Raw genomic sequence first — 25,222 nt, 5'->3', positions numbered from 1 at the left:
TCACATTGAATCAGCTGACTTCGTCAAATCTTAATGATCACGACTCATTAAGTAGTCGGCAATCTCCATTAACCGTGAAGCATCCTGCAATTGCGCTCGTTCAAGTGCATCTTTAGCAGATTGCGTGAGTGATTTCACCTCGGCGATTGAAGCTTCCATCCCAATAAAGTACGGATAGGTTACCTTCTGCTGATTGACGTCACTTTGCGTTTTTTTCCCCATCTTCTGCTCGTCGCCTGTCAGATCCAAAATATCATCCTGAATCTGGAATGCCAGCCCTAAGTCACGCCCGAATACTCGCAGCGCCTCAAGTTGACCTTCTGTCGCTCCACCGATTCGGGCACCTGCAAGAAGTGAAAAAACAATCAAATCGCCTGTTTTATGCAAATGAATGTACTGGAGCTGTGATAGATCCGTCATCCCCTGCTCACCTTCCATATCAGCAACCTGACCGCCAACCATACCTCTGGCCCCCGCAAGTTCTGCCAAATCCTGGGTAATAGCTAACACTGCCTCAGCACTTACCCCACTATGAAGCCCCGCCTGAACAATGCTGTAAAAAGCATGAGTCAACAGTGCATCACCTGCAAGAATGGCTGTAGCTTCGCCATAAACTTTGTGATTCGTTAATTTTCCCCTACGGTAATCATCATTATCCATAGCAGGCAGGTCATCGTGGATCAAAGAATACGTGTGAACCATCTCCACGGCGCAGGCTACCGGCATCGCAGCTGTCCGCTCCGCTCCGAAGGCTTCCGCCGCGGCAACGACCAGAAGTGGACGAAGACGTTTACCGCCGGCCATCAAGGAATACTGCATGGATTCCGTTAGCGAACGCGGCACATCCCAGTGTTCAGGAAGGATATGCTTCAGCGCTTCGGTGACTTCGCCAGTAATCTCCTGAAGATAAGCTTCGAATGATACACGGTTACTCATGAATCACACCGCTCTCATCGTCAGCCGTGCCAAATGGCTTCTTGCGAAGCTCTCCATCTTCTTCTACGATCATCTCGATCTTACGTTCCACTTGTTCCAGCTTCAGACCGCATAACTGGGAAAGTTTCATTCCGCGCTGAAACAAATCAATCGCCTGCTCCAGAGGAACATCCCCATGTTCCAGTTGACCTACGATTTCTTCCAGTGCCGCCATTGCCTCTTCAAAATTCAGTTCCGGTTCATTCGCCATGGTTGTTGTCCTCCTTCATTCCCCAGACCTGACAGTCCAGCTGTCCGTCCGCTAATTTGATCTTCACCGAGTCACCCGGCTGTACATCATTTATGGATTTGACCAGTTGCTGTTCGTGCTCATCGTAGACGAGACTGTAACCACGTGACATTACTTTCAGCGGACTAAGCGCATCAAGATGCCGAACTACTGATTTCCATTGTTGCTGCTTGCTACGCGTGATCGACCTCATCGCAAGTTCAAGCTGCTTTCGCGCCGCCGTATTATCCCGGCGAGCTGTGTTCACCTGTTCCCGAGGATTGAAGCGCTGCAAAGCTGCTCGCAACCGTTCTTGCTTTTCCACTGTCCATTTCATACGAGTATCCACACTACGTTGCAAGCGTTGATGAAGCATATCCAGTCGTTCCGTGTGCTGCATCAACGTCCTGCGCGGGTGCACCAGTACTGGCGAGCGCTGGAGACGAGTTAACCGTTCACGATGATATACAGCACGTTGCTTTAGACTGTTTTGTAACTGACGCTGTCTTCGCTCAATCTGTTCCAACAACTCAGCACGATTCGGAACAGCGAGTTCCGCTGCGGCCGTTGGCGTTGCAGCACGCAAATCGGCCGCAAAGTCTGCGATGGTAAAATCTGTTTCGTGACCAACCGCAGAGATCACCGGAATCGTCGATGCTGCAATTGCGCGAGCTACCAACTCTTCATTAAAGGCCCACAACTCTTCCAGTGAACCCCCGCCCCGGCCAACGATAAGTACATCTGCTTCCCCCATGTGGTTCAGATGATCTATCGCTTTAACGATGGATGGAGCTGCTCCCTTGCCTTGGACGAGTACAGGATATAATACAACTCTAGCCGATGGGTATCTCCGCTGGAGTGTGATCATGATGTCACGAACCGCAGCTCCTGTAGGGGACGTTATAACACCGATCGTTTGTGGATAACGCGGAATAGGTTTTTTGCGAGCAGGAGAGAACAAGCCTTCATCCTCAAGTTTCTTTTTCAGTTGTTCATAGGCCAAATACAGACTACCTATACCATCTGGCTGCATATGTGTCGCGTAAAATTGATACTGTCCGTCCCGTTCATACACCGAAACATTGCCACGCGCAATAACCCTTGCACCCTCCTTCGGTACAAAGGGTAAACGCTGATTATGGGATGCAAACATGATCGATTTAATCCGGCTGTCCTTGTCTTTTAACGTAAAATACATATGGCCGCTGGAGTGATGCGTGAAATTGGAAATCTCTCCACGCAGCCAGACGTCCGACAGAACCTGATCCGATTCCAGCTTCATCCGGATATATCGGTTCAAGTCTTTGATCGAATAGATTTTCTGATCTGCCACAGATAGATACCTAGGCCAATTCGTGAGCGCGCTTCGCGGCGATCAAGGTGTTCTTCATCAGCATTGTGATGGTCATTGGACCCACGCCACCAGGAACAGGAGTAATTGGACCAGAGACTTCTTTTACACTTTCAAAATCCACATCACCTGCGAGTTTTCCGTTATCCAAACGATTCATGCCCACATCGATAACAACAGCGCCTGGTTTTACATAATCTGCATCCACAAAATTGGCACGACCAATCGCGACGACAAGAATATCAGCCTGACGTGTAATTTCTTTCATGTTGGCCGTACGGGAGTGACACATCGTCACGGTTGCATTTTCACGCTGTAGCAGCAAGGATACCGGTTTACCTACAATGTTACTGCGACCGATAACAACTGCATGTTTACCGGACATTTCCAGTCCTGTGCGTTTAATCAGTTCGATGACACCTGCAGGTGTACATGGCAGCAAGCTGTCATCACCAATAACCAGGTTCCCTACATTGACAGGGTGAAATCCATCCACGTCCTTCTCTACAGCAATCGCATCGATAACCGCTTTTTCTTCAATATGGCCTGGCAGTGGAAGCTGCACCAGGATACCATGGATCGACTTCTGATTGTTCAGCTTGTCCACAAGAGCAAGCAAATCAGTTTGAGATGTACTTGCATCCAAACGATGCACTTCGGAATAAAACCCGAGGTCTTGACATGCTTTTTCCTTATTACGCACATAAACTTGAGATGCCGGATCTTCACCAACGAGCACAACAGCCAGACCAGGTACTACCCCCTGTTCGCTAAGCTGTTTCACTTCTGTAGTCATGCTTGCGCGGAGCTCTTGGGATACTTCTTTACCGTTAATAATAGTTGCTGTCATTGTACTCTCTCTCCCTTATATGAACATATATTAGATAAAACGATCTAGATACATTCTTACAGAAAAGCTCATCTGCCTACTCTACTTTATCGAGGACGTTCCCTTAGGATAATTTTTGCTTGATACTATCCACTTCTTGAATCATACGGCCAAGAACACCGTTGACGAACTTTCCAGACTCATCTGTACCAAAATATTTCGACAGGTCAATCGCTTCGTTAACCGATACTTTGGCCGGAACATCGTCACGGAACACCATTTCATACGTAGACAAACGTAAAATTTGACGGTCTACACGAGACAAACGGCTGAGCTGCCAGCCTTTCAAATAATCGACAAGCAAACCATCAATCGCTTCCTTATGACTCCAAGTACCTTGTACTATTTCAGTAACATAACTACGCATGACTTCTTCATCACGAATGACAACTTCTGTTTCATTATCCTCAGCCGCTTCTGTAATCAGCATGTTCACCGCTTCTGCTGCGCTTACTTCGTTCATTTCCATCTGATACAGACTTTGTACTGCAATTTCCCTCGCCAAACGTCTTTTCATGTCCTGCCTCCTGCAGCGCTCTATCCAGAGCGTCATCATGCTTATTTTAAATTCAAGAAACCACTTCATTCCCCTACCCTATACAGGATACCCATGGCTCTTTCAGATATTGCGATCTCTTTTCACAAAAAAACCTGCAAAACGTTTCCTCCGAAAATCGGGCAACTCAAACTACAGTTCTATTTTCGGAGGAAACATATTGCAGGGTTCTGATAGGTTTATTTGAACGGACGCCAACGATCCCCGAGCCATTGCCGTAACTCCCCCCAGGGAATAAACGAACCAAGCTTCTCATCGCTTCGTCTGCCAAATGTATAACCAATGAACACCAAGAGTGCAAAGAACAACATATCCCAAAAACCGATCCATACATAAAGAAATCCTAGCAGGATACCAAAGGCAACGCCAAGAATCCTTCCCTTGTAGCTATCCCAAATCTCTCTCCACAACATCAGTGAAACTCACCTCATTCCACGCGACTCTTGTAGTTAGGCGACTGGGTCACATTAGCGATATACACTGTTACAAAAGAAACCGGAATCCCTGTAATCTCCTGAACATGATCGTGTATCGCCTTTTGTAGATCCGTGGTCAGTGCCGGAATAGGTGTCTCCCCATCCACAACGGCCCGAATCTTAATTTCCAGTCCTGACTCAACCACGCGAATGCGCGCTTTGACGTCACGTACTCCACGAAAGCGGGATGTTGCCTTCAGACAGAGGTTCTCAATCGTCTCCATCGAAATCTGCACATCCCCGAACTCGGTACGTTGATCCACAGACGGCAACGAGCCGCGCTCACGCCGAATCGAGATGTAGAAAAAACGTAAACTCAGGACAAACAAAATCGCAGCTGCGACAATGGACGCAACAATGACATTTTGTTCCTGCTGGTAATTCAATTCGTATGGCAGCACACCGCTAATCAGTAAGATGACAGCTGCCGATATTGCTCCTACGCTTATGCTGTATATAAACAACAGAAGCCGATCCAGTATTTTAGCCACGAACTGCACAGCCTCCCTTGCTCACTCACATTGCTTAACTTGCTGAATGGCATAACGTTCATTACCTTGTCCAGCCGAAGTGGATAACCAAAGACCTGTCCAAGACGGGATAACCCCCGACAAGAGTGCCGGGGGAAATCTGTCTTTTTTATTTTACACGTTGCGTGTTCAGGTCGATCTCTTCCACTTTTTCAGCACTCTTGAACTGAACGTCGTGGATGTGTACATTCACTTCATTCACGTTAAGTCCTGTCATGTTCTCAATGGAGCGCTTCACGTTTTGTTGGATTTCAGTAGCAACCTGTGGCAGACGATATCCATACTCAATAATAACGGAAACGTCCACTGCAGCTTCGCGTTGACCTACTTCAACTTTAACCCCTTTTGAAAGGTTTTTGCGGCCCAGCAGTTCTGCGAATCCACCTGCGAATCCACCGCTCATTCCTGCTACTCCTTTTACTTCCACTGTTGCAAGTCCAGCGATCACTTCGATCACTTCAGGTGCGATCTGGATTTCACCGATATCCGTACGTTCAAATTCTGTCGGTAGTGTACTCATAATGTTTAACACACCTTTCGCGAGATAAGTTTGCGGCCATCCGTCAGGGCGCCGGTTCATTTTCATAAACGCTAGAACCCCTCCGGTCCGGCTTTACCGGAACTCCTGCAGCCCTCCGCTGGTGTGCGGGCTTATCCGATGCAGGAGACATGCGCTCTTATTATTCATACTATATCATTTGGGCTGCTTTATGACAAACAAGCCCAATATGACTATTAAATCTCGTTTTCCTCAAGGAATTTGATGTCAAAATCTCCGCGGATAAACGTTGGATGCTCCAGAAGTTTCTGATGGAAAGGGATCGTTGTAGAGATACCTTCAATCGCAAACTCTGCCAAAGCTCGCTTCATTTTGGCAATCGCTTCATCACGGTTTGCACCCCAGACGATCAATTTCGCAATCATGGAGTCATAGAATGGTGAAATCGTATAACCAGGATAAGCTGCGCTATCCACACGAACCCCCGGGCCGCCCGGTGCAAGATAAAAACCAATCTTGCCCGGTGCAGGCATAAAGTTACGATCAGGATCCTCAGCATTGATCCGGCATTCAATCGACCATCCATTGATGACGACGTCTTCCTGACGGAAAGAGAGCGGGTTCCCTTCGGCAACAGAGATCATTTCACAGATCAGATCCACGCCCGTTACCATTTCGGTTACCGGATGCTCAACCTGAATACGTGTGTTCATCTCCATAAAGTAGAACTCGCCATTTGGGCTAAGCAGGAATTCCAGTGTACCCGCTCCGGAGTAATTCACCGCGAGGGCAGCGCGGACAGCAGCGTCACCCATCTGGCTGCGCACTTCCTCGTTCAGCACAGGGCAAGGCGCTTCCTCAACGAGCTTCTGACGACGGCGCTGAACGGAGCAATCACGCTCACCAAGATGCACAGCATTGCCATGTTTGTCAGCCATAATTTGAATTTCAACGTGTTTCATACCAGTCAGGAATTTTTCCAGATACACACCGGCATTACCGAATGCTTTCTGAGCCTCCTGCTGCGCAGCTGTAATCTGTTTAACCAGTTGATCTTCGTCTTCAGCGATCCGAATCCCTTTACCTCCACCACCAGCGGTAGCTTTGATAATGACAGGATAACCGATATCACGGCCAATCATAATCGCTTCTTCCGTTGTTTCTACAAGGCCGTCTGATCCAGGAATTACAGGCACGCCTGCATCTTTCATGGTCTGTTTGGCTACAGCCTTGTCACCCATTTTAGTGATGGCTTCCGGTGAAGGGCCAATAAATGTAATGTTGCAGGAATCACAGATTTCCGCAAAATCAGCATTCTCGGCCAAAAAACCGTATCCCGGGTGGATGGCATCACATTCCGTCAAAGTAGCTACACTCATCAGGTTGGTAAAGTTAAGATAACTGTCCTTGGACAGCGTTGGTCCGATACAGTAAGCCTCGTCTGCCAGACGGACATGCAAGGAGTCCTTGTCCGCTTCCGAGTAAACAGCCACTGTCGATATGCCAAGCTCGCGGCAAGCACGAATAATGCGCACAGCAATCTCGCCACGATTGGCAATCAATATTTTATGAAATTTCATTTCGTTATTGTCCTCCTTCGAAGCTCATGCGGCTGCTGTTAACCAGTTATACCGTTATTCCGGTTTTACAAGGAACAGGGGTTGTCCATATTCAACAAGCTGTCCATTTTCAACCAACACCTCAACGATTTCTCCCTTGATGTCCGCATCAAGCTCGTTCATCAGCTTCATAGCTTCGATGATGCATACCGTTGTTTTCTCAACAACTTTATCACCCACGCTCACAAAAGAACCTGCTTCCGGTGAGGAAGCTCTGTAAAATGTACCTACCATCGGAGATACAATTTTATGTAAATGACTTGTTGTATCGGCTTGTGGAGCAGACTCACTCACAACTGCAGCAGCAGGTTGCACCTGTGGAGCAGCAATGACTTGCGGTTGCATAGGAGCAGCTTGTACAAACTCCGTTTTACCCGGTTTGCGGATCGATAGACGCGATCCTTCATTTTCAATTTCCAATTCCTGAACGGAACTTTCATCAACCAATTTGATCAATTCTTTAATTTCACTCAATTTAAACATTTCCATTATTCACTCCTTCGGCATCATGCCAGTCTCACTAGGACGGTCATATGGCTTTTAGTATTATATCATAATCATTAAAAATGGAAAGAGCCCGAGAGTCGAACAAGCTCCCGGGGCTTCCTTATCACATTTCTACTTACTGTTCCGTGACATATTGCACGCTAATTTTGTTCTGTGATACAGCAAGTTCCTTCATGACCAGATCCACAATGGAAACTGCCTGTTTTACGTCCAATTTATCACTCAAAACCACTACTTTATACTTATCCGCTTCCTCCTGAACGATTGCATTTGCGTACTGTTGGGAGAGCGTCTCTTCAATACCTGTAATTTTGGCCTGTTTATCTTCCAGAACTCGTAACTGCTCTGTCGCTTTTGCATTTTCTTGCGGTGTTTTACTCAGATCACCTGCAACGGTCATCAATTCCTCATATTTGCGGTTGTTACTCTCCTCACGTTGCCACTGATAATTTTGGAACTGACTGCTTGCGGACACAGCGGTATTTTGCTGTTCCATCTCTTTGAGCACTTCCTCGTCCGTCTTGGCAGCCTCGCCCCCTGTTTTCCCTTCGGTTTTCGGCGTGGTCACTGCTCCTTTTTCCGCACTATTCTCTGAATTTTTGTCGGTTTCCCCTTCTTTTGTGCCTGGCTCAGCTACAGGTGTTTTTTCAGCATTTCCTGCTTCCTGTCCTTTCGCACCCGTCGTATTTTCAGCCGGATCGGCTACACCCGAATCACCCGTTACTTCTCCGCTATTCACAACTTCGTTAATGACCAAACCCTCAGTTGGATCGACAATACCAGCCGTTTCCTTCGCTTCTCCCTGTTTCATACCATTCACTTGCTGACTATCAGCAACAGGTGGATTGATGGGACCCGAATCTTCAGTAAACAGATAATATGCGGACAAAATAACCATGAGACTCAGCATGGAGACGAGCCATATCGTTTGACGTTTGTTATTCATTTAGTACATCCTCCTCAAAATAGGGTTGACTCTGGCAACACTTTTCATGTGATCCGTCGTGAATGATTGCTTCAATCCTGTTTGCGTGGAACGACCGAGATCCGGTACGCAGCAACGTTTAAACCTTTTTCAACAGCATCTGTAATCAGGTCTTTCACAACCTTGTTCTCTGCACCTTTTGCCACGACGAGTACACCACGAATCTGCGGTTTTAGTTTTTTCGTGACAATCGGCGTCTGATTTCCTGATAATTCATACGTAATGATCTCTCCGTCACGGGTATATTGGGTCATATGTCGTTTGCCACCATTGGCATCCGTCTCTTCGGTAAGCTGCTGTGAATCTTTTACGTTCCGCTGCACCACCAGTTCTTCCGTGGAATCCACGGTGACCATCACATCAACGGTGCCTACACCAACGATATTTTCCAGCACCCCTTTGATCTTGTCTTCAAATGCAATTTCGATCGCCTGAAAAGGATTCTCCTCCAATAAATTATTCTGGATGGCTGACATGGAGGACGTTTGTTCCGGTGGTTCCCGACCGATGTTTTCGGAATCTATTTTCTTGACGTTGACAAAAGAATTAAACAACATGATGCCCACGCCGATCAGTCCCAGAATGATTAACCACCGCAAGGTTTGACTGCGCTTTGCACCACCTTCACCGCCGCCCATCCAGGTTTCCAGCTTTTTGAACCATTGTTTCATCGGATCCCCTCCTTCTCAGAGCACTTCTGCATTTTTCGTCTCAGTCACCTGAACTTGACTGGCATCAATCTTCCATTTTTCTTGTAGCAGTTTAATAATCTGTACAGCATGTTCAGACCGTGAAACACTTGTTTTCTCTGCGTCGGAATGTTCACTATCGCTGCGTGTAACAGGTGATTCGGATAAAGGATTAGCAGATAATTGATCCTCATCTGTATTCGACTGCTCACCGTTCGACTCAATCTGTACATTAGCAATTTCAATTGGATCAATCTGGATCGATGGAGCACTCCGCTGGTTTCCATCCTCTTCTGCAGGTTCTTTTGTTTCTGATATCGGATGACTATTGACAGGTTCTGCCCCTCCTGAATCCGGTTTGGATGTAGCCGGCTTACCCGCCATCTTAACCACAACTTGCTGAATGACAGGCAGTTCAACAGAAGTAGTTGCTCCAGTATCCACATCTTGTTTTTTCATTGCCAACTGCACCTCAACAGACTGGACTTTAGCGCCGATCATTTCTTCAATCTGTCCTTTCATGTTGCTTGCCACTTCCTTGGCCGTCCACTTCAAAGACTGCTGCTGCTCGCTCGCTTGCATTTGCTTCCCCTGAGCAAGTATCTGTTCTAGTGTTGCGTGGCCATCTGACGGAGCATCCATGGCTGTCATGGCTCGTTTCAGTTCGCCTACCGGATCACTTCGCAGCAGTTTGGTGATGGGGGATAATAGAGTCAGCAGGATGAGAAGGCTCAGCACAAGCTTGACGTACCGTTCCATAGAACGATTTGGAAGCAGCATATCTACAAACGTTGCGAGTAGAACGATCATGATCAGATCCTGCAGCCAACTGCTCAGCCACCCCATCCTCTCCAGCTCCTTTCTCATGGAAGCACTAACGCATCATAACGGTCAGGTTACCCGCGGTCAGCAGAATTGTAATCGCCAGGAAAAACATGAGTCCAACCGCAGCTAGCGCAGCGAATACATAAATCATGCTTTTACCAATCGCTTGCAGGCACTCTACGATCGGAGTATCTCCCAATGGCTGCATAATCGCTCCGGTCATGTTGTAGATCAAAGCTAGAGCCAGAATCTTGATGGCCGGGAAAGCACACAGGAACAATATAATAATGACGCCCGTCAGTCCGATCGCATTTTTCACAAGCAGTGATGCCGTGATGACTGTATCTGTTGCATCTGCAAACGTCCTTCCTACAACAGGCACAAAGTTTCCTGCGATGTATTTGGCTGCTTTCAAACTGACACCATCGGCAACAGATCCCGATGCGCCTTGTACTGAAATAACACCCAAAAACATCGTCAGCAATATGCCCAGCAAGGCTACGCTAATGTTGCGCAGCAAGTCTGCCATTTGTGTCAATTTGTATTTATCAGAGAGTGAACTCACCAGATGCAGTACAGCCGAGAAGAAGAGTAGCGGGAACACCAGCAGATGGATCAGTGTACTTACGAGATGAATCATGAAAATAATCAACGGATGTGTCACCGACACGGTGACGACATTTCCCATCGAAGCTAGCAATGTGAATAGAAGCGGAACCATCGCCATCATAAAGTTGATCATGCTGGATATCGCTTCTTTCGCGTACCCTATCGCCACGCTGAAGCTGTTGATAGCAAGAATGATAATGACCATATAACAGATAGAATAGGCGATTTTACTAATATTATTTTTCTCAAATGCGGTCTGTAGTGTCTCCAGAATCATACTCAGCACGGTTAACATGACGATGGTAACCAGAAGTTTGCCGTTATACAAAACCTCGTGTAGCGCATACGTACCAACCGCAGTGAACACTGATTTCAGACTGAATCCTGCATTTCCGGGAATTAACATATCCATGAAGGATGGCGTTTTTCCTTCTGGAAAAAAACCACCATATTGTTTCATCAACTGGTCCCAATATTTCTCCACCTGATCCTTCGGCAGCTGATCTGCCTGTTGCTGCATCCACTCATTTGACGGGGGACTAGCTGCAACCTGTCCAATTACAGCAAACATTAAACAAACCATCAGCACAATCATGAGACGCCAGCGCGGCTTGTCATGCAAGTATTTCATCTGTTATCCGCACGCCCTTTCTACACCGGCATCAGTTTCATGACCGTTTCGATAATGATGCTGATAATCGGGATGGCAAGTACAAGAATCAACACCTTGCCGGCCAGTTCAATCTTGGATGCGATGCTCTCTTGTCCTGAATCCCTGACAATCTGTGCACCGAACTCCGCAATGTATGCAATGCCTATAATCTTCAATACTGTTTTTAGATAGATGCTCTCCATACCGGAATTTTCAGCAAGACGTTTCAACACCTCGATCACTGCACCGATCTTGCCAATCAAGAGCATAAAGATTACAACACCGGTTGCTGCCGCGATCAGAAAAGCAAACATTGGCTTCTGTTCCTTAATCACTAGAATCAATACGGTAGCAATAAGTGCCAGACCAACAACTTGAATAATCTCCATGGGTCACCACCATCCGGCTTCATGACCATTTTTATTGAAAAAGAAATATGGATTTAATCTCCTGTAGCAGGCTGTCCAGCATCCGGACGACCATGAACAGTACAACGACAAATCCGATTACGGTCACCCAGTGAGCCATATCTTCCTTTCCCATTTGTTTCAGCACGGTATGAATCATCGCTATAATGATCCCTATGCCCGCAATTTGAAAGATTGCGTTCACTTCTAAATTCATGACCTTGGCACCTCGCTATCCCGGCTATTTCAGAAGATCAGAATGACGATTAACGCTCCGACTAGCATCCCCAGGCTGCGGCTCATTCGTTCGTATTTCACTTGGTCGGCCTGTGCGCGGGATTCCTCATGCATGAGTTGCTGAATGGCTAACGAAATATGTTTCGTCTGATCCTGACGATCACTGGTGCCAAGGCTGAAACTCAACTGCAGCATAACTTCCCGCTCGTCTGACTTCATGGCAGATCTTCCCCACGTGTGTTCTACACCGGCCTGGAGACTCTCTCGGGCAGTAAGGCCAAGTGGAGGTTCCATCTGTGCAGCTGCGTGCAAAAAAAGGGTCTTTATCGGGTCTTTGGTCTGAGCTCCCATCTTCTTCATCGCATCAGGGAGCGGTGTTAAGCCATAATTAATCTCTGTCATCAACCGCTGCAAGGCAGCAATCAATTCACGCAGCTGTCTGGGTCGCAATGCATATTGTCTGGCTTTGTAAAAACCGGCAAGTGTGCTCGCTAACATAATCAGCAGCGCGCCAAGCATATTAACCAAAGGCTTCACCTCCAGCTCCGGTTTGCTGCAGTCCGCGCATTTTACTGTCCGCCAGTCGGAAGCTCATACCTCGGCTCGTCCTTTGCAACATTACATAGCGCTGAAACATTTGCTCTGTAATCAATGTTCTCAGAGCAGGTCTTGCAGACAGTTCGGCTAGATCCCTTCCATGGGCAGTGGCAATAACGGATACCCCTGCATGCAGAGCTTCCATCACAGCTTCAGCATCCTCCGGGCGGCCAATCTCGTCCACAATCAAAACATCCGGTGACATGGAGCGAAGCATCATCATCATGCCTTCTGCCTTCGGACATCCATCCATGATGTCTGTTCGTGGACCTACATCGAAACCAGGGACACCTCTGTAACTTCCAGCAATTTCGGAACGTTCATCCACAATTGCAACTTTTAGCCGAGGACGTAAGCCTTGTTTCCATTCTTCGCCGCTAGACAGCTTATTGCCATTGCTGATCTGTCTTGCCAAATCTCGCAGTAATGTTGTCTTGCCATGCTGAGGTGGGGACAGAATCAGCGTATGCAGCACCTGTCCGCTTTTCATATCCAGCAGATATGGAAGGATTGGATCTGCAATTCCCTGCACTTCTCGTGCAACACGGACATTAAAACCGTTGATGTCCCGTAAATATTCTACACGCCCTCCGCTGAGTACCGTCCGGCCAGCAAGCCCGATTCGGTGCCCCCCCGGGATCGTGATGAATCCCTTTCGCAGCTCTTCTTCCAAGGTATAGAGCGAGTGATTGCTTATCAGATCAAGCAGTCTGTGCGTCACTTCTTTTTGAGGAACATACGCTTCCTCAGGTTTTCCTGTGGCTACGCCTTCTGATGTAAGAAAGTGATAATTGTTCCCTGCATTAATTTCCAAGGGCCTGCCTTCTCGAATACGGACTTCTTCCACTTGTTCCAATAGAGCGGGTGGCATTCTGCCCAAGATGGTTCGGATGGGTTCCGGAAAAAGATCCCTCCATTTCACTTTCATGAGTAGGCTCCTCCAACTTTATAATTCATCATGATTGCATCTCTGATCTTGTTCATATCTCAAGTTTATGCCTATACATTCATTTTATGACGCTGAAATCTATCATTTCTTCAACACGGGGGTGAGAGCCGAATTCATAGACACCTGTGATCTAGGCACCTGTCTAGGCATGCATGCATATAGTGCTTACAGACAGATTGGACTGTTCCGGTTGAGAAGCAGGTGCATCACTACCTGGGACAGAAAGGAGTTGTGGAGTGTGCGTGTCGACGTTGTAGGGAATGTGAATGAAGTGCGTACTATAGATATTGAGGGTCGGAGTGTGGTAGTGATTGATGTTTTGCGGACGACAAGTACGATTGTGACTGCCCTTGCCCATCAGGCCGCAGGTGTTATTGCTGCTGAGACTGTTCCGCAAGCCAAGCGGATGGAGGTACGGAACAGCATTCGAGGTGGTGAACGTTTTGACAAAAAAATTACCGGATTCGAGGCGGGTAATTCCCCCTATGAATATATGAGCCCTGACATTGCGCACAAAGTCATCATCTTAACCACAACAGACGGTACAAGAGCTCTGATCAAGGCATCCAGGGCCAGACATATTCTTGCCGGGGCTTTATTAAATGCAAAAGCTGTTGCTTCCGCTCTAATTGAGTTGCAACGGGATGTATTGTTATTGTGTGCAGGTGAGCAGGATGAGTTTGCATTAGAGGACGGCTTATGTGCTGGATGTATTATTGAAGAGTTGTATCGTCAGACCCGTTCTCCGCTGCAACTGAATGATCTTGGTATCATTCTTCATCAAGCCGTATCTCAATGTCAGGATCGAATTACCGATTTGGTTCGAACATCATCCAGTGCGCAAAGGCTCGATAAGCTGGGGAAAATGCATGATGTTACCTACTGTTCCCAATTAAATCTATTGGATTGCGTGCCGGAGATGCGGGGAGGGAATGAGTTAAAGCCTTACCGTAAATTACGAGGAGGTCATATGTGCAAACAGCTGTAGTTACAATAAAAGAGGTGGACTGCGGCCCAGTTGGCAACAGTACACCTCTTTATATTTATGACTATATATCTTTTATCTGCGAACTTGTGGTCCACCAATGACAGCTTGCTCTGCAGTATCCAGATCATACGCTGTATGCAGTGCTTTAATTACATCGTGAAGCTTCTCTCCATCAATAACACAGGACACCTTGATCTCGGACGTGCTGACCATCTTGATGCTCACGCCTTCACCAGAGATAACCTTAAACATTTTGGCAGCCACACCTGGATGACTCACCATACCTGCACCAACAATCGAGATTTTAACCAGGTTCTCTTCGGAAGTCACTTCACGGTAAGGCAAACGGCTGTGCAGACCTTCGATGACACGAAGTGCCTTCTCACGATCAGACAACGCAACCGAGAAGGAGAAGTCTGCTTTGCCATCCTGTACTCCGCTCTGAACGATGATATCTACATCCAGCTGCTCGGACGCCAGTTCGCCAAATACTTCAGCGAGAACACCCGGGACATCCGGCACACCCAGAATACTGATGCGAGCTACGTTTTTGTCATAGGCAATGCCACTTACTACTACCCCTTGTTCCATTGTTGCTTCCTCCTTCACAACCGTTCCTTCATTATGGTTAAAGCTTGATCTAACAATCAGAGGCACACCGGAATGCTTCGCGTACTCTACAGCACGAGGATGCAATACCGCTGCTCCCAGGTTCGCAAGCTCCAACATTTCATCGTAAGATATTTCCTTTAGTTTGCGTGCCACTTTGACGATTCTCGGATCTGTAGAATAGATACCGTCCACATCCGTGTAGATCTCACAAGCGTCAGCTTGAATGGCTGCTGCGAGCGCTACAGCTGTTGTATCCGAACCACCGCGACCCAGAGTAGTGATCTCACCATCTTCTGTCATGCCTTGGAAACCGGCAACAATAACAATATTGCCTTCAGCCAGAGCTGCATTGACACGCTCAGGACGAATATCCTGAATCCGAGCTTTACCGTGCACCGGCTCTGTTCGGAAACCGGCTTGCCATCCTGTAAAGGATACGGCCTTGCGCCCAAGTGACTGAATTGCCATGGACAGTAATGAGATCGAAATCTGTTCCCCTGTCGTTAGAAGCATATCCATTTCACGAGCAGGCAAATCACTGTTCAGCAGCTTCGCCTGATCAATCAACTCATCTGTAGTATCCCCCATGGCCGAAACCACAACGACACATTGATGTCCTTCATCCGCTTTTTCCACAACACGTCCGGCCACACGCTTCATGCGTTCTGTATCTCCGACCGAGCTGCCCCCAAATTTCATGACGTACAATGACAACGCAAATCCACTCCCTACCTTGTGCAGTATGCATCAATTGATATCATTCGTCATTATTCTCTACGAGAAATGACTTTAACCCAGTATATTACGAAAGCGCCTCTTAGGCTAATCTTTTTTCAAAAAAACCCTTTGCCATATGCATGGCAAAGGGTTTTCATTCGCACCTTCAAGCTTACAGCGAGTGAAAGTTACGCACGGGAAGAATATTTACCTTCACGTGTATCAATCAGAAGCACATCGCCTTCATTGATGAACAAAGGAACTTGTACATTCAGACCTGTTTCTACTTTTGCATTTTTAGTAGCACCTTGTGCAGTGTTACCTTTAACGCTTGGCTCAGTTTCAATAACTTTCAACTCAACGCTTGTAGGCAGGTCGATACCCAGGATTTCACCTTTGTAGCTAACGATTTTCACGTTCATGTTTTCTTTCAGGAAGTTCAATTCCCATTCCAACTGCTCACTTGTCAAAGTGAACTGATCGTAAGTTTCGTTGTCCATAAACGTGTGCTCTGAACCACTTGCATACAGATAAGATACACCACGATTTTCGATAATTGCACGGCCAATCGTTTCACCTGCACGGAATGTACGCTCAACGGTGTTACCGTTACGCAGGTTTTTCAATTTGGAACGTACGAAGGCAGCGCCTTTACCTGGTTTTACGTGTTGAAAGTCAATTACAGTGAAGATGTCTCCATCTACTTCTACGGTCAAGCCTGTTTTAAAATCGTTAACTGAAATCACAAAAAATCCCTCCTGAATATAAATAAAAATTAGCTGGTCTATTTACCCAATAACGGTGAACTTTTTGTCCGATTTCGTAAGAATATGGATACCTGTCTCGGTAATCACAACGTCATCTTCAATCCGCACGCCGCCAAGTCCATCGATATAAATCCCCGGTTCAACCGTAACCACCATGCCCGGTTTCAATACATCATCGCTAAGCTTGGACAGACGCGGAGCTTCATGAACTTCCATGCCCAGGCCGTGGCCTGTGCTGTGTCCAAATTGTTCTCCATATCCATAACCTGCAATGATATCTCGAGCAAGTGCATCCGCTTCCCGTCCGGTCATACCTGGTTTCAGGTTCTCCAGCGTATGTAACTGTGCTTCCAGTACGATGTCATAAATCTTGCGCAGCTCAGGTACAGGGTTACCCGTTGCAATCGTACGTGTCAGATCTGAACAGTATCCGTCCAGCAACGCACCAAAGTCAAACGTAATCAGTTCGTCCTGTCCAATCACCTTGCTACTTGCTACACCGTGAGGCATCGCAGAACGTTCGCCTGAAGCGACAATCGTGTCAAAAGAAGAGCTGGTCGCCCCATGCTTGCGCATGAAAAATTCCATTTCCAGATCGACTTCACGTTCAGTCATACCCGGTTTGGCAAATTGCAAAACGTGGCTGAATGTGGCATCTGCCAAATCTGCAGCTCGCTGCATTACTGCAATTTCGTCTGCATCTTTGAACATACGAAGCTGCTCAACAATGCCGGATACTGCGGTAAGTTTAACCGATTGCAACGATTCCGCATAAGAAGCATGCGTACCGAATGTGACTGAATCCTGTTCAAAGCCAACCTCGTTGATATTCGCTTTAACCAGTAAATCACGTACGGAATCCATCGGTTTTGCACCGTGTTCCACAATGTTGAAACCTTGAGCTTGTGAGGATGCCTGTGCCATATAACGGAAATCAGTAAGCAAATAAGCTTCCTGCTCTGTGATAAGCACATATCCCGCCGAGCCGGTAAATCCCGTCATATATCGACGGTTAATCGGGTTCGTAATCAGCATTGCTTTGAGTTCACGCTCAGCCATTGCCTCGCGCAACTTGTGTACTCGTTTGTTTTCCATCGGTAACCCTTCTTTCTCTCACATTCCCGGGTTTCCGGCTCAGGTTTGTTTGTCCAGATGACGCACGAGAGCCAGCAATCCCAGTTCATAGCTTACTTCGCCAAATCCGGCAATCTGCCCGATCGTTTCCGCTGCAAGTACTGAATGATGTCTGAACGCTTCGCGTGCATGAATGTTGGATAGATGAACCTCCACGGTAGGAACTTTTACGGCATTGATTGCATCACGTATAGCATAGCTGTAATGGGTAAACGCCCCGGCATTTAACATAATCCCGTCGGCCTCACCCATTGCGGCATGAATGCGGTCAATAATGTCCCCTTCATGGTTGGATTGATAAAAAGCGATGGAGACTCCCAGTTCTTCAGCCTGTCTGCGAATTTTGCCTTCAATATCCTTCAGACTAAGCGTTCCATAAATGCCCGGTTCACGTACGCCAAGCATGTTTAGGTTCGGGCCATTGATCACAATAATTCGTTTCATCGCTGCTCCACCCTCTCTGCAAATAACCATCTGCTATTTTAACACAGCCATGACCGGATTGAGAAGCTTTTTTGCGTCTAGGCGCCTACGTGCTCCGGCTCCCGCTTCCGCTCGTCGGTATACTCCATCGCTACGGTATAACCGATGAACAGTCCCCAAAGAAGAAAGAAACAAATTTCTGTGAAAATTGAATCCCATGTCAAATGGTTTAGCGTCTTCATCATACCCAGTTTGGGACCGAGCAATATAAAGAGGATGATCCACCAGACGATCCCGTACACCATTCCAGGGAACGGCCCTTTTAATTTTCGGATGGTAAAGGTATATAACAGCGAAGCAAAGATCGAAAACACGATAAAACATAACCAGCCCGTTAAATGACCTGCCGGAGTATAGATATATTTATGTTTGAAGAACGGCTCCGCCAGAAAACCGACAGGTACTACGGTAAAATGCAGCAGATGGAACAGCCAGTGGATTCCGCCCCAGATCAAACCGGCAAAGAACCCCAACTCTAGTGCAAAGGAAAACCGGTTCGTATAATAGTGAGCATCCCCCTGCTTTGGTGCGGAGCGCCGCTTCATCTCTTTATCGTCACGTTCTTGCGAGTGTTGCCCATATTTATGCTGATCTGATTTTTCTTCGTGATTATCATTCGTGGATACTTCCTCATGATTATGATCGTTCATCACTAACGTCCCCTTCTTCGCCAGATGATCTCGCAGGCATGCCAGATATTTTCTCACAGTTCTAGGCCGTAGTATGTTCAAAACAGGACAATCTTAACAGCTTCTCCTGCGGATTGGTCTCTAAACTAGAAATTGCTCTCCAAATTCGATACAATAAGGATATTAAACTGCCTTTCACTGTAAAGGCTTAGAACAGAATAGGAAGGTGAATAATTTGCCTCAACAATCCAAGCCTGTCAGCTACGGGGGGCAAGCCGTTATCGAAGGTGTAATGTTCGGCGGTAAACACGTCAATGTTACGGCTGTTCGCAGAAAAGACGGCGAAATTACGTATCTGGAAGTTCCCAAGCAAGACAAGACCTGGGTCATGAAATTGCGGCGGATTCCTTTACTGCGCGGAATTGTCAGCATTATAGATTCAAGTGTCAAAGGCAGCAAACATCTTAACTACTCTGCTGACGCTTATGCTGATGATGAACTGGAACCGGAAGAAAAATCCAAACAAGAGGAGAAGCAAGGGTCCGGCTGGAGCCTTAGCATGATTATTGGGGTAACGGCTGTTGCCATTCTGTCCTTCCTTTTTGGCAAAATTGTGTTGACGCTGCTTCCTGTCGTGATCGAGGACTTCTTATTTAAAAATGTATTCGACAATCAATTTTTGCATAATGTATTGGAAGGCATTATCAAATTAATCTTGCTACTCGCTTATCTGTGGTTAATCTCGCAGACGCCGATGATCAAACGTTTGTTTCAGTACCATGGGGCAGAGCATAAGGTCATTAGTGCATATGAGGCTGGAGAAAAGTTGACGCCGGAAAATGTTCAGAAGTACAGCAGATTGCATTACCGTTGTGGAAGCAGTTTTATCATGTTAACCGTTATTATCGGTATATTCCTGTATTCCGTGTTCACCTATGATAATTTATGGGAACGGATGGGACAGCGTCTGCTGTTGCTGCCAGTCGTGCTGGGTGTTTCGTTCGAATTACTCAAGATTACGAACTCGCTTCGTGATATTCCTGTTCTTCGTTATTTGGGGTATCCGGGCCTGTGGCTACAATTGCTTACAACAAAAGAACCAACCAACGCTCAAGTGGAAGTTTCCATTGCATCGTTTAACCGCATGCTTGAACTGGATGCCAAGCTTGCCAACGTTTCATCGACAACTGAAGTTCCTGTAGCTACATTTGATCCTGTGAAAGGGTGAATGATATGAATAAGCAGGCTATTGTATTTTGGGCATTCATTGTACTGGCTGCTCTTGGAGTCATCAGTTTTTTGACTAGAGCCTCATTGACCAGTATTCTCATCCCTCTGATTGTGTTCGGAGTGGTGTTCCTGTTGTACAAATATCCGCCTGCCCGTTGGTCGCGAAAAGCAAAGACACCAAAGATCAAACCTTCGGCTAAAACGATGGCTAAAATGAATGCACAGAATAATGTCCAGGCCAGAAAAAGCAGTTCGTCCAAGAAACGAAAGGACTATCCTTTCCAGGTGATTCAAGGCCAAAAAGGGAAAAACAACGACGAGGACATTCCCAAGTATCACTAAGTTTTCATCGTGCTGAAGGCGCTGTTCCAGTTTTACAGTAAAATAAAACCCAAAAAGCAATTCTCCTCAGCAAAGGAGAATTGCTTTTTTAGTCTTTATACTGAAATCAGCGGCGGTACATCCGCCTGTTTCTTACGAAGTTCTTTTCGCTGCTTCTCCAATTGCTCGTTATAGATCTTCGTATTCCACGTGTTGAAAAACTCCAGGCCAGAGGCAACGCCAGACCGATATAAGTTAGTACTGTCCTGAACGGAAAGATTAAACTGGGTCGGTTTAATGCCAAGCGTCGGAATCTTGACTGTACGGAACCGGTTAATCTGCTCAATGTAACGCTCATCGTGAGCGGTCAGCATTGTCTCGACAAGCGCTTGTAGCATAGTTAGCGGCCCTTTGATCCGCGTAGGCTCCACTTCGGTTTTGCCTACCATCTTGAAGCCGACTACCGGAATGATAGCACCGCCTGACTCTGAGCGTTCTCCATCAAACAACCAGAGCGGAAAATTACTAAGCAGCCCCCCATCCACGACATACACAAACTGATCCTGAAAAGCTAATCCCTTCGACATGATCGGTGATTTCCGGATAATAACCGGATCGAAAAAATAGGGAATGCTGCAGCTCATCCGTACCGCCTTGGCAACCTCAAGTTTCGTCGGTTCGATCCCAAAGCGCCGGATATCATCAGGCAGCACAAGAATGTTGCCATTAGTAATGTCGGAAGCGGTAATCAGCAACTTACCGGGTGGTAAATCGGCGAAGGTTCGTATTCCTTTTTGCGCCAGCATCTTGCTTATCCATGATTCCAGCGCTTCTCCCGAATATAGACCTTTTTTCAAAAACAGCCTTGCTGCCGGGCCGATCCAGCGGGTATTAAATATAGGTGACCGTTGCAATAGTGAAGCAAACGGCGTGCTCTCAATAATCACTTTCATCTCTTCAGCCCGATATCCCGCAGCCAGAAGCGCAGCAACAATCGAACCGGATGATGTGCCGGCAACCCGATTAAACTGCATTCCGCAGTCCTGTGCTCCCTGTACAGCCCCTGCAAGTGAGATTCCTTTCACGCCTCCACCCTCAAATACTCCGTTAATTAACATACCAAAAACCCCCGTTCTCCAGGCAGCCATGCTTGCTACTGCCACTGTATGAGAACAGGGGTTGGTCATATAACTATGATGTGATGAATAAGACAATGTTTATACGGAAACGTTAACGTGCGCCCCTACATTCCATAGTAGGCTTTCAGTCGGTCGATCAAACCCAGCGGGTTTTTGGTAAGATACTGGGAACTGAAATAGATATCTCCACCGATGGATGGATACTTCTTATTATAAGTCAATTGATCAATGATCTCTTGGGAGGTCTGCCATCCAATCTCTGGTGTGCCCAGTTTATAAGGAGAATGGCCGATGTACAGTTTTACATTGGTATTCGCTACCTCATTAACCCACCAATCTACAACCTTATCGTATCTTGCAGCACTTAGCGTCATACTCCAATACACTTGAGGTGCCACGTAGTCGATCCATCCTTGTTTGATCCATGTCCGAACATCTGCATTCATGCTGTCATATGCCGTCACGCCTGCTTTGGTGTCTGATCCCGTAAAATCATTTGCTTTGTTACGCCATACACCAAATGGACTGATCCCATACTCTACTTTCGGTTTCACTTGATGGATGCTCTGTCCAAGCTGTTGCACAAACTGATTAATATTGTCACGACGCCATGCTGCGCGGTCTGTAGTCTTTAACGTATTATACATTTTGTAGGCAGCATCATCATTGAAGGTAACATTTGATGGGTAGAAATAATCGTCCAGATGTACACCATCAACATTATACTTATTCACAACTTCCATAATGGTATCCATAATATGCTGCCTTGCTTCTGGAACACCTGGATTAATATATAATTTGCCTGATGCATTTACAATCCAATCTGGATGCAGCTTAGACACGTGGTTTGCTGCCAGATTAGTTGTTGCTGCCGAGTTGGTTGCCCGGAATGGATTGAACCAAGCATGGAATTCGAGCCCGCGCTTGTGTGCTTCCTCGATCATAAAAGCCAGTGGGTCGTAGCCAGGGTCTTTACCTTGCGTGCCTGTCAGGACACTATTCCAAGGTGCGAGGCTAGAAGGATAGATGGTGTCAGCATTTGCTCTAACTTGTACAAATACAGCATTGATACCCACATCCTTCAATTGATCCAGTTGACTCGTATACTCCTGCTTCTGTTTCTCTACATTACCTTTTGCTCCAGAAGAAGGCCAATCGCCATTAACCGTCGAAATCCAGGCTCCACGCATCTCTTGGGTTACTGGCGTTACATTCCCTCCTGGCTCTGCCGGAATTGCTGGTGTTGGTTCAGGTGTTGACGTTGTTCCATCTCCAGTATACAGATCAATCGTCTGAGCAGCCTGATTCCAGCTCACTTGAATCCCCAAATTCTCACTTACAAAACGAATGGGAACCATGACACGCCCCTGTTTTAGTTGTACAGACGCATCCAGATTAACCATTGTGTTGTCGACGGTCGCTTGCTGGCGTCCACTCGTCATCGTAATCGTTGAATCCGAATTCTGAATCGTCACCGTCCGGGTTGCCTGAGACCATAACACAGAAGCACCCAATCCTTCACTGATGACACGCAACGGCACCATCGTGACATTCACCTTTGGTAGAATGTACGGTGAAACATCCGATTCCAGACGCTGACCATCCAGAAAAATAGAAATCTCTTTCGGAGATGCCGCCTGTGCAGTCAAACCTGCTGTCTGCAGACCAAGGACAAAAATAAGCAGAAGCAATAAACCTTTACGCAATTTCATCAATACAATCCTCCAACATCATTAAATTTGCGGTAAATTCTACTAGTTTAATAGACGCTTGGGAGACCGGTTTAGTTGCGATATTGACCAATTATTGGGCGGATTTAATTAGCAAGACAAAAAAATGCTCCTCACCTTAGCACTGGGTAAGAAACATCTCTCTGTTTGTTAACGTATGAATTCAAAGTTCAAGAGTCCGTGTTGCTCATGATATCCTGAAGGTTTTTGAGATCTTGAAGGCGACTCTCATCCTGACGGAAATATTCCACAAGAGTCTCTATACAAGTAATGGAATCCCAGCTCAAATGATGCTCAATACCTTCTACATCATTGTAAATGTTCTCTTCCTGCACACCGATGGTAGTTAAAAACTGCTCCAGCAGATGATGGCGTTCCATCAACCGTTTGCCCATCTTTTTTCCTTTTGGTGTCAACACCAGTCCGCGGTACTTTTCATAGATCAGGTACTCGTCCTTGTCCAGCTTTTGGATCATCTTCGTCACGGATGAAGGATGCACTTCCAGTCCTTCAGCTATATCAGACACACGAGCATAGCCCTTTTCATCAATCAATTTGTATATACGCTCCAAATAGTCTTCCATACTGGGCGTTGGCATCTGCTTCCCTCTCTTCTCTCTGACCGGTTCTACGTACCTGGTCCCTATCTTCTAATGATACATGTTATCAATACGCATTGGCAAGTCCTGCCGAATTCAGGCCATACAGCACACAAGGATTTGGCAGGCGTGACTTCTCTTCAAACGAGGCAAACTAATTTCAGATTGTACTGAAAGGAGTGATTCTGTGAGCACAAGCGTTGCCCAGCCCCCTGTTCGAAAAGCAAAGGGTACTAAACCCTTTATTCCCGATTTGGTGTATTTTGAACCCGGAGCGCTTGAATATGATAAAGGCAAACGGATTATGGCATGGGTGACATCTCAAAATATTCCTTATCAGATGACCACATCGCACAATCGTATCACAAACCTGCCAGGAGAGACGGAACAGGAGAAATATCGAATGGCCAAACGAACTTTGGTTGTTGGCGTACGCAAAACGCTTAAATTTGACCAGTCCAAACCTTCAGCAGAGTATGCTATTCCGGTCTCAACGGGTTGCATGGGTCATTGCCATTATTGTTATCTGCAGACCACTTTGGGCGCCAAACCTTATATCCGCGTGTATGTAAACACGGAAGAGATTATTGAAGCTGCCAAAGGATACATCGAGGAACGCAAACCTGAAATCACCCGTTTCGAGGCAGCTTGTACATCCGACCCTGTTGGTCTGGAACATATTACGGAAAACCTGAGCGATCTCATTCGTTTTATGGCTGATGAGGAATACGGCCGTTTACGCTTCGTTACGAAATATCATCATGTTGATCCGCTGCTTGACATCAAGCACAATGGTCACACGCGTATCCGGTTCAGCGTCAATTCGGACTATGTTATCAAAAATTTCGAACCAGCAACTTCCCGTTTTGAAGAGCGAATTGAAGCTGCAGGCAAAATTGCCCGTGCCGGTTATCCGCTTGGTTTCATCATAGCTCCCATCATCTGGTACGATGGCTGGCAAAAAGGTTATGCGGAATTACTGCAAAAGCTGGCAGAAACCTTACCTGAAGAAGCTACCAAAGATCTTACGTTTGAGATGATCCAGCACCGTTTTACCAAAACGGCGAAAGCCACCATTGAGAAGCGATATCCTAAAACGAAGCTGGAGATGGATATTGAGAAACGAAAAATGAAATGGGGCCGCTGGGGTCAATACAAATACGTTTACAAAGATGATCAGCAGGATGCTCTGCGTGAGTTCATTACAGAACGCATTTTTGAACATTTCCCATTAGCTAAGATTGATTATTTCACCTAACTGAGGAGTGCTCCCGTTTCTCATGAGATTAAAA

The 25,222-nt window shown here is 46.6% G+C and carries 30 protein-coding genes; 4 read left to right on the top strand and 26 right to left on the bottom strand.

The window, feature by feature from the left end; translation table 11 throughout:
• Positions 1-30 precede the first annotated feature (30 nt).
• The 18 genes from ACR8BL_RS27470 to spoIIIAA all read right to left on the bottom strand — a co-directional run bounded on the left by ACR8BL_RS27470 (position 31) and on the right by spoIIIAA (position 13,560).
• Entirely contained in the window at positions 31-936 is a 906-nt protein-coding gene (locus tag ACR8BL_RS27470) for a polyprenyl synthetase family protein (protein ID WP_434750465.1), read from the bottom strand.
• Positions 929-1,186, bottom strand: a complete 258-nt coding sequence (gene xseB / locus ACR8BL_RS27465) for an exodeoxyribonuclease VII small subunit (protein WP_434750464.1) — start codon at positions 1,184-1,186, stop codon at positions 929-931. The genes ACR8BL_RS27470 and xseB overlap by 8 nt, the downstream gene beginning before the upstream one ends.
• Positions 1,176-2,537 carry an exodeoxyribonuclease VII large subunit gene (xseA, locus tag ACR8BL_RS27460; RefSeq protein ID WP_434758296.1) on the bottom strand — a complete coding sequence of 454 codons (1,362 nt, stop codon included), beginning with the start codon at positions 2,535-2,537 and terminating at the stop codon, positions 1,176-1,178. The genes xseB and xseA overlap by 11 nt, the downstream gene beginning before the upstream one ends.
• Positions 2,538-2,547: 10 nt before the next feature.
• The gene (gene folD / locus ACR8BL_RS27455) at positions 2,548-3,405 is read right to left on the bottom strand and encodes a bifunctional methylenetetrahydrofolate dehydrogenase/methenyltetrahydrofolate cyclohydrolase FolD (RefSeq protein ID WP_434750462.1); all 858 of its coding nucleotides are present in this window, start codon (positions 3,403-3,405) and stop codon (positions 2,548-2,550) included.
• A 103-nt stretch (positions 3,406-3,508) separates the two neighbouring features.
• Positions 3,509-3,961 carry a transcription antitermination factor NusB gene (nusB, locus tag ACR8BL_RS27450; RefSeq protein WP_434750461.1) on the bottom strand — a complete coding sequence of 151 codons (453 nt, stop codon included), beginning with the start codon at positions 3,959-3,961 and terminating at the stop codon, positions 3,509-3,511.
• 218 nt (positions 3,962-4,179) lie between these two features.
• The gene (locus ACR8BL_RS27445; RefSeq protein WP_434750460.1) at positions 4,180-4,413 is read right to left on the bottom strand and encodes a DUF2273 domain-containing protein; all 234 of its coding nucleotides are present in this window, start codon (positions 4,411-4,413) and stop codon (positions 4,180-4,182) included.
• Between the two features lie 14 nt (positions 4,414-4,427).
• Positions 4,428-4,967, bottom strand: a complete 540-nt coding sequence (gene amaP / locus ACR8BL_RS27440) for an alkaline shock response membrane anchor protein AmaP (protein ID WP_090922517.1) — start codon at positions 4,965-4,967, stop codon at positions 4,428-4,430.
• 148 nt (positions 4,968-5,115) lie between these two features.
• Positions 5,116-5,526: an Asp23/Gls24 family envelope stress response protein gene (locus tag ACR8BL_RS27435; protein WP_090922519.1), complete on the bottom strand. Its 411-nt coding sequence runs from the start codon at positions 5,524-5,526 to the stop codon at positions 5,116-5,118.
• A 215-nt stretch (positions 5,527-5,741) separates the two neighbouring features.
• On the bottom strand, positions 5,742-7,085 hold the full coding sequence (accC, locus tag ACR8BL_RS27430; RefSeq protein ID WP_434750459.1) for an acetyl-CoA carboxylase biotin carboxylase subunit: 1,344 nt from the start codon (positions 7,083-7,085) through the stop codon (positions 5,742-5,744).
• A gap of 54 nt (positions 7,086-7,139) precedes the next feature.
• Positions 7,140-7,607, bottom strand: a complete 468-nt coding sequence (gene accB / locus ACR8BL_RS27425; protein ID WP_434753274.1) for an acetyl-CoA carboxylase biotin carboxyl carrier protein — start codon at positions 7,605-7,607, stop codon at positions 7,140-7,142.
• A gap of 139 nt (positions 7,608-7,746) precedes the next feature.
• Entirely contained in the window at positions 7,747-8,577 is an 831-nt protein-coding gene (locus ACR8BL_RS27420) for a SpoIIIAH-like family protein (protein ID WP_434750458.1), read from the bottom strand.
• A 71-nt stretch (positions 8,578-8,648) separates the two neighbouring features.
• Entirely contained in the window at positions 8,649-9,287 is a 639-nt protein-coding gene (spoIIIAG, locus tag ACR8BL_RS27415) for a stage III sporulation protein AG (protein WP_434750457.1), read from the bottom strand.
• Between the two features lie 15 nt (positions 9,288-9,302).
• Positions 9,303-10,151 carry a stage III sporulation protein AF gene (spoIIIAF, locus tag ACR8BL_RS27410; protein WP_434750456.1) on the bottom strand — a complete coding sequence of 283 codons (849 nt, stop codon included), beginning with the start codon at positions 10,149-10,151 and terminating at the stop codon, positions 9,303-9,305.
• A 28-nt stretch (positions 10,152-10,179) separates the two neighbouring features.
• Complete coding sequence (gene spoIIIAE / locus ACR8BL_RS27405) at positions 10,180-11,334, bottom strand: stage III sporulation protein AE (RefSeq protein ID WP_434753273.1); 1,155 nt, start codon at positions 11,332-11,334, stop codon at positions 10,180-10,182.
• A 56-nt stretch (positions 11,335-11,390) separates the two neighbouring features.
• Entirely contained in the window at positions 11,391-11,780 is a 390-nt protein-coding gene (spoIIIAD, locus tag ACR8BL_RS27400) for a stage III sporulation protein AD (protein WP_434750455.1), read from the bottom strand.
• Between the two features lie 31 nt (positions 11,781-11,811).
• Positions 11,812-12,015, bottom strand: a complete 204-nt coding sequence (gene spoIIIAC, locus ACR8BL_RS27395; RefSeq protein WP_017687585.1) for a stage III sporulation protein AC — start codon at positions 12,013-12,015, stop codon at positions 11,812-11,814.
• 29 nt (positions 12,016-12,044) lie between these two features.
• Complete coding sequence (spoIIIAB, locus tag ACR8BL_RS27390; protein WP_434750454.1) at positions 12,045-12,563, bottom strand: stage III sporulation protein SpoIIIAB; 519 nt, start codon at positions 12,561-12,563, stop codon at positions 12,045-12,047.
• Positions 12,556-13,560, bottom strand: a complete 1,005-nt coding sequence (gene spoIIIAA / locus ACR8BL_RS27385; protein ID WP_434750453.1) for a stage III sporulation protein AA — start codon at positions 13,558-13,560, stop codon at positions 12,556-12,558. Before spoIIIAA ends, spoIIIAB begins: the two co-directional genes overlap by 8 nt.
• A 259-nt stretch (positions 13,561-13,819) precedes the next feature.
• Between spoIIIAA and ACR8BL_RS27380 the strand changes: the two genes are divergently transcribed.
• On the top strand, positions 13,820-14,569 hold the full coding sequence (locus tag ACR8BL_RS27380; protein ID WP_434750452.1) for a 2-phosphosulfolactate phosphatase: 750 nt from the start codon (positions 13,820-13,822) through the stop codon (positions 14,567-14,569).
• A gap of 72 nt (positions 14,570-14,641) precedes the next feature.
• Here the strand turns inward: ACR8BL_RS27380 and ACR8BL_RS27375 are convergent, their stop codons facing one another.
• The 5 genes from ACR8BL_RS27375 to ACR8BL_RS27355 form a co-directional block, all read right to left on the bottom strand.
• Positions 14,642-15,895 (bottom strand): aspartate kinase, encoded by a 1,254-nt coding sequence (locus ACR8BL_RS27375; protein ID WP_434750451.1) that lies wholly within the window; start codon positions 15,893-15,895, stop codon positions 14,642-14,644.
• A gap of 191 nt (positions 15,896-16,086) precedes the next feature.
• Positions 16,087-16,644, bottom strand: coding sequence for an elongation factor P (gene efp / locus ACR8BL_RS27370; RefSeq protein ID WP_434750450.1), 558 nt, complete (start codon positions 16,642-16,644; stop codon positions 16,087-16,089).
• A gap of 42 nt (positions 16,645-16,686) precedes the next feature.
• Entirely contained in the window at positions 16,687-17,760 is a 1,074-nt protein-coding gene (locus ACR8BL_RS27365) for a M24 family metallopeptidase (protein ID WP_434750449.1), read from the bottom strand.
• Positions 17,761-17,799: 39 nt separating this feature from the next.
• Complete coding sequence (gene aroQ / locus ACR8BL_RS27360; protein ID WP_434750448.1) at positions 17,800-18,243, bottom strand: type II 3-dehydroquinate dehydratase; 444 nt, start codon at positions 18,241-18,243, stop codon at positions 17,800-17,802.
• A gap of 77 nt (positions 18,244-18,320) precedes the next feature.
• Positions 18,321-18,827, bottom strand: coding sequence for a YqhR family membrane protein (locus ACR8BL_RS27355; protein WP_434753272.1), 507 nt, complete (start codon positions 18,825-18,827; stop codon positions 18,321-18,323).
• Between the two features lie 319 nt (positions 18,828-19,146).
• Here ACR8BL_RS27355 and ACR8BL_RS27350 point away from each other — a divergent pair, with 319 nt between their 5' ends.
• Entirely contained in the window at positions 19,147-20,139 is a 993-nt protein-coding gene (locus tag ACR8BL_RS27350; protein WP_434750447.1) for a DUF1385 domain-containing protein, read from the top strand.
• A 5-nt stretch (positions 20,140-20,144) separates the two neighbouring features.
• Positions 20,145-20,483 (top strand): hypothetical protein, encoded by a 339-nt coding sequence (locus ACR8BL_RS27345; protein ID WP_434750446.1) that lies wholly within the window; start codon positions 20,145-20,147, stop codon positions 20,481-20,483.
• 95 nt (positions 20,484-20,578) lie between these two features.
• Here ACR8BL_RS27345 and ACR8BL_RS27340 read toward each other — a convergent pair whose 3' ends face one another.
• The 3 genes from ACR8BL_RS27340 to mntR form a co-directional block, all read right to left on the bottom strand.
• Positions 20,579-21,580 carry a patatin-like phospholipase family protein gene (locus tag ACR8BL_RS27340; RefSeq protein WP_434750445.1) on the bottom strand — a complete coding sequence of 334 codons (1,002 nt, stop codon included), beginning with the start codon at positions 21,578-21,580 and terminating at the stop codon, positions 20,579-20,581.
• Between the two features lie 125 nt (positions 21,581-21,705).
• A complete protein-coding gene (locus ACR8BL_RS27335; protein ID WP_434750444.1) occupies positions 21,706-23,313 on the bottom strand; it encodes a family 10 glycosylhydrolase in 1,608 nt (535 codons plus the stop codon).
• A gap of 188 nt (positions 23,314-23,501) precedes the next feature.
• Complete coding sequence (gene mntR / locus ACR8BL_RS27330; RefSeq protein WP_434750443.1) at positions 23,502-23,930, bottom strand: transcriptional regulator MntR; 429 nt, start codon at positions 23,928-23,930, stop codon at positions 23,502-23,504.
• Between the two features lie 187 nt (positions 23,931-24,117).
• Here mntR and splB point away from each other — a divergent pair, with 187 nt between their 5' ends.
• On the top strand, positions 24,118-25,188 hold the full coding sequence (gene splB / locus ACR8BL_RS27325; protein WP_434750442.1) for a spore photoproduct lyase: 1,071 nt from the start codon (positions 24,118-24,120) through the stop codon (positions 25,186-25,188).
• Positions 25,189-25,222 lie beyond the last annotated feature (34 nt).

It is taken from the genome of Paenibacillus amylolyticus (genome assembly GCF_051136285.1).
Lineage (GTDB): Bacteria > Bacillota > Bacilli > Paenibacillales > Paenibacillaceae > Paenibacillus > Paenibacillus amylolyticus_F.
Note: the sequence above shows the minus strand (reverse complement) of the source record. Positions and strands in the feature narration are given on the sequence as shown.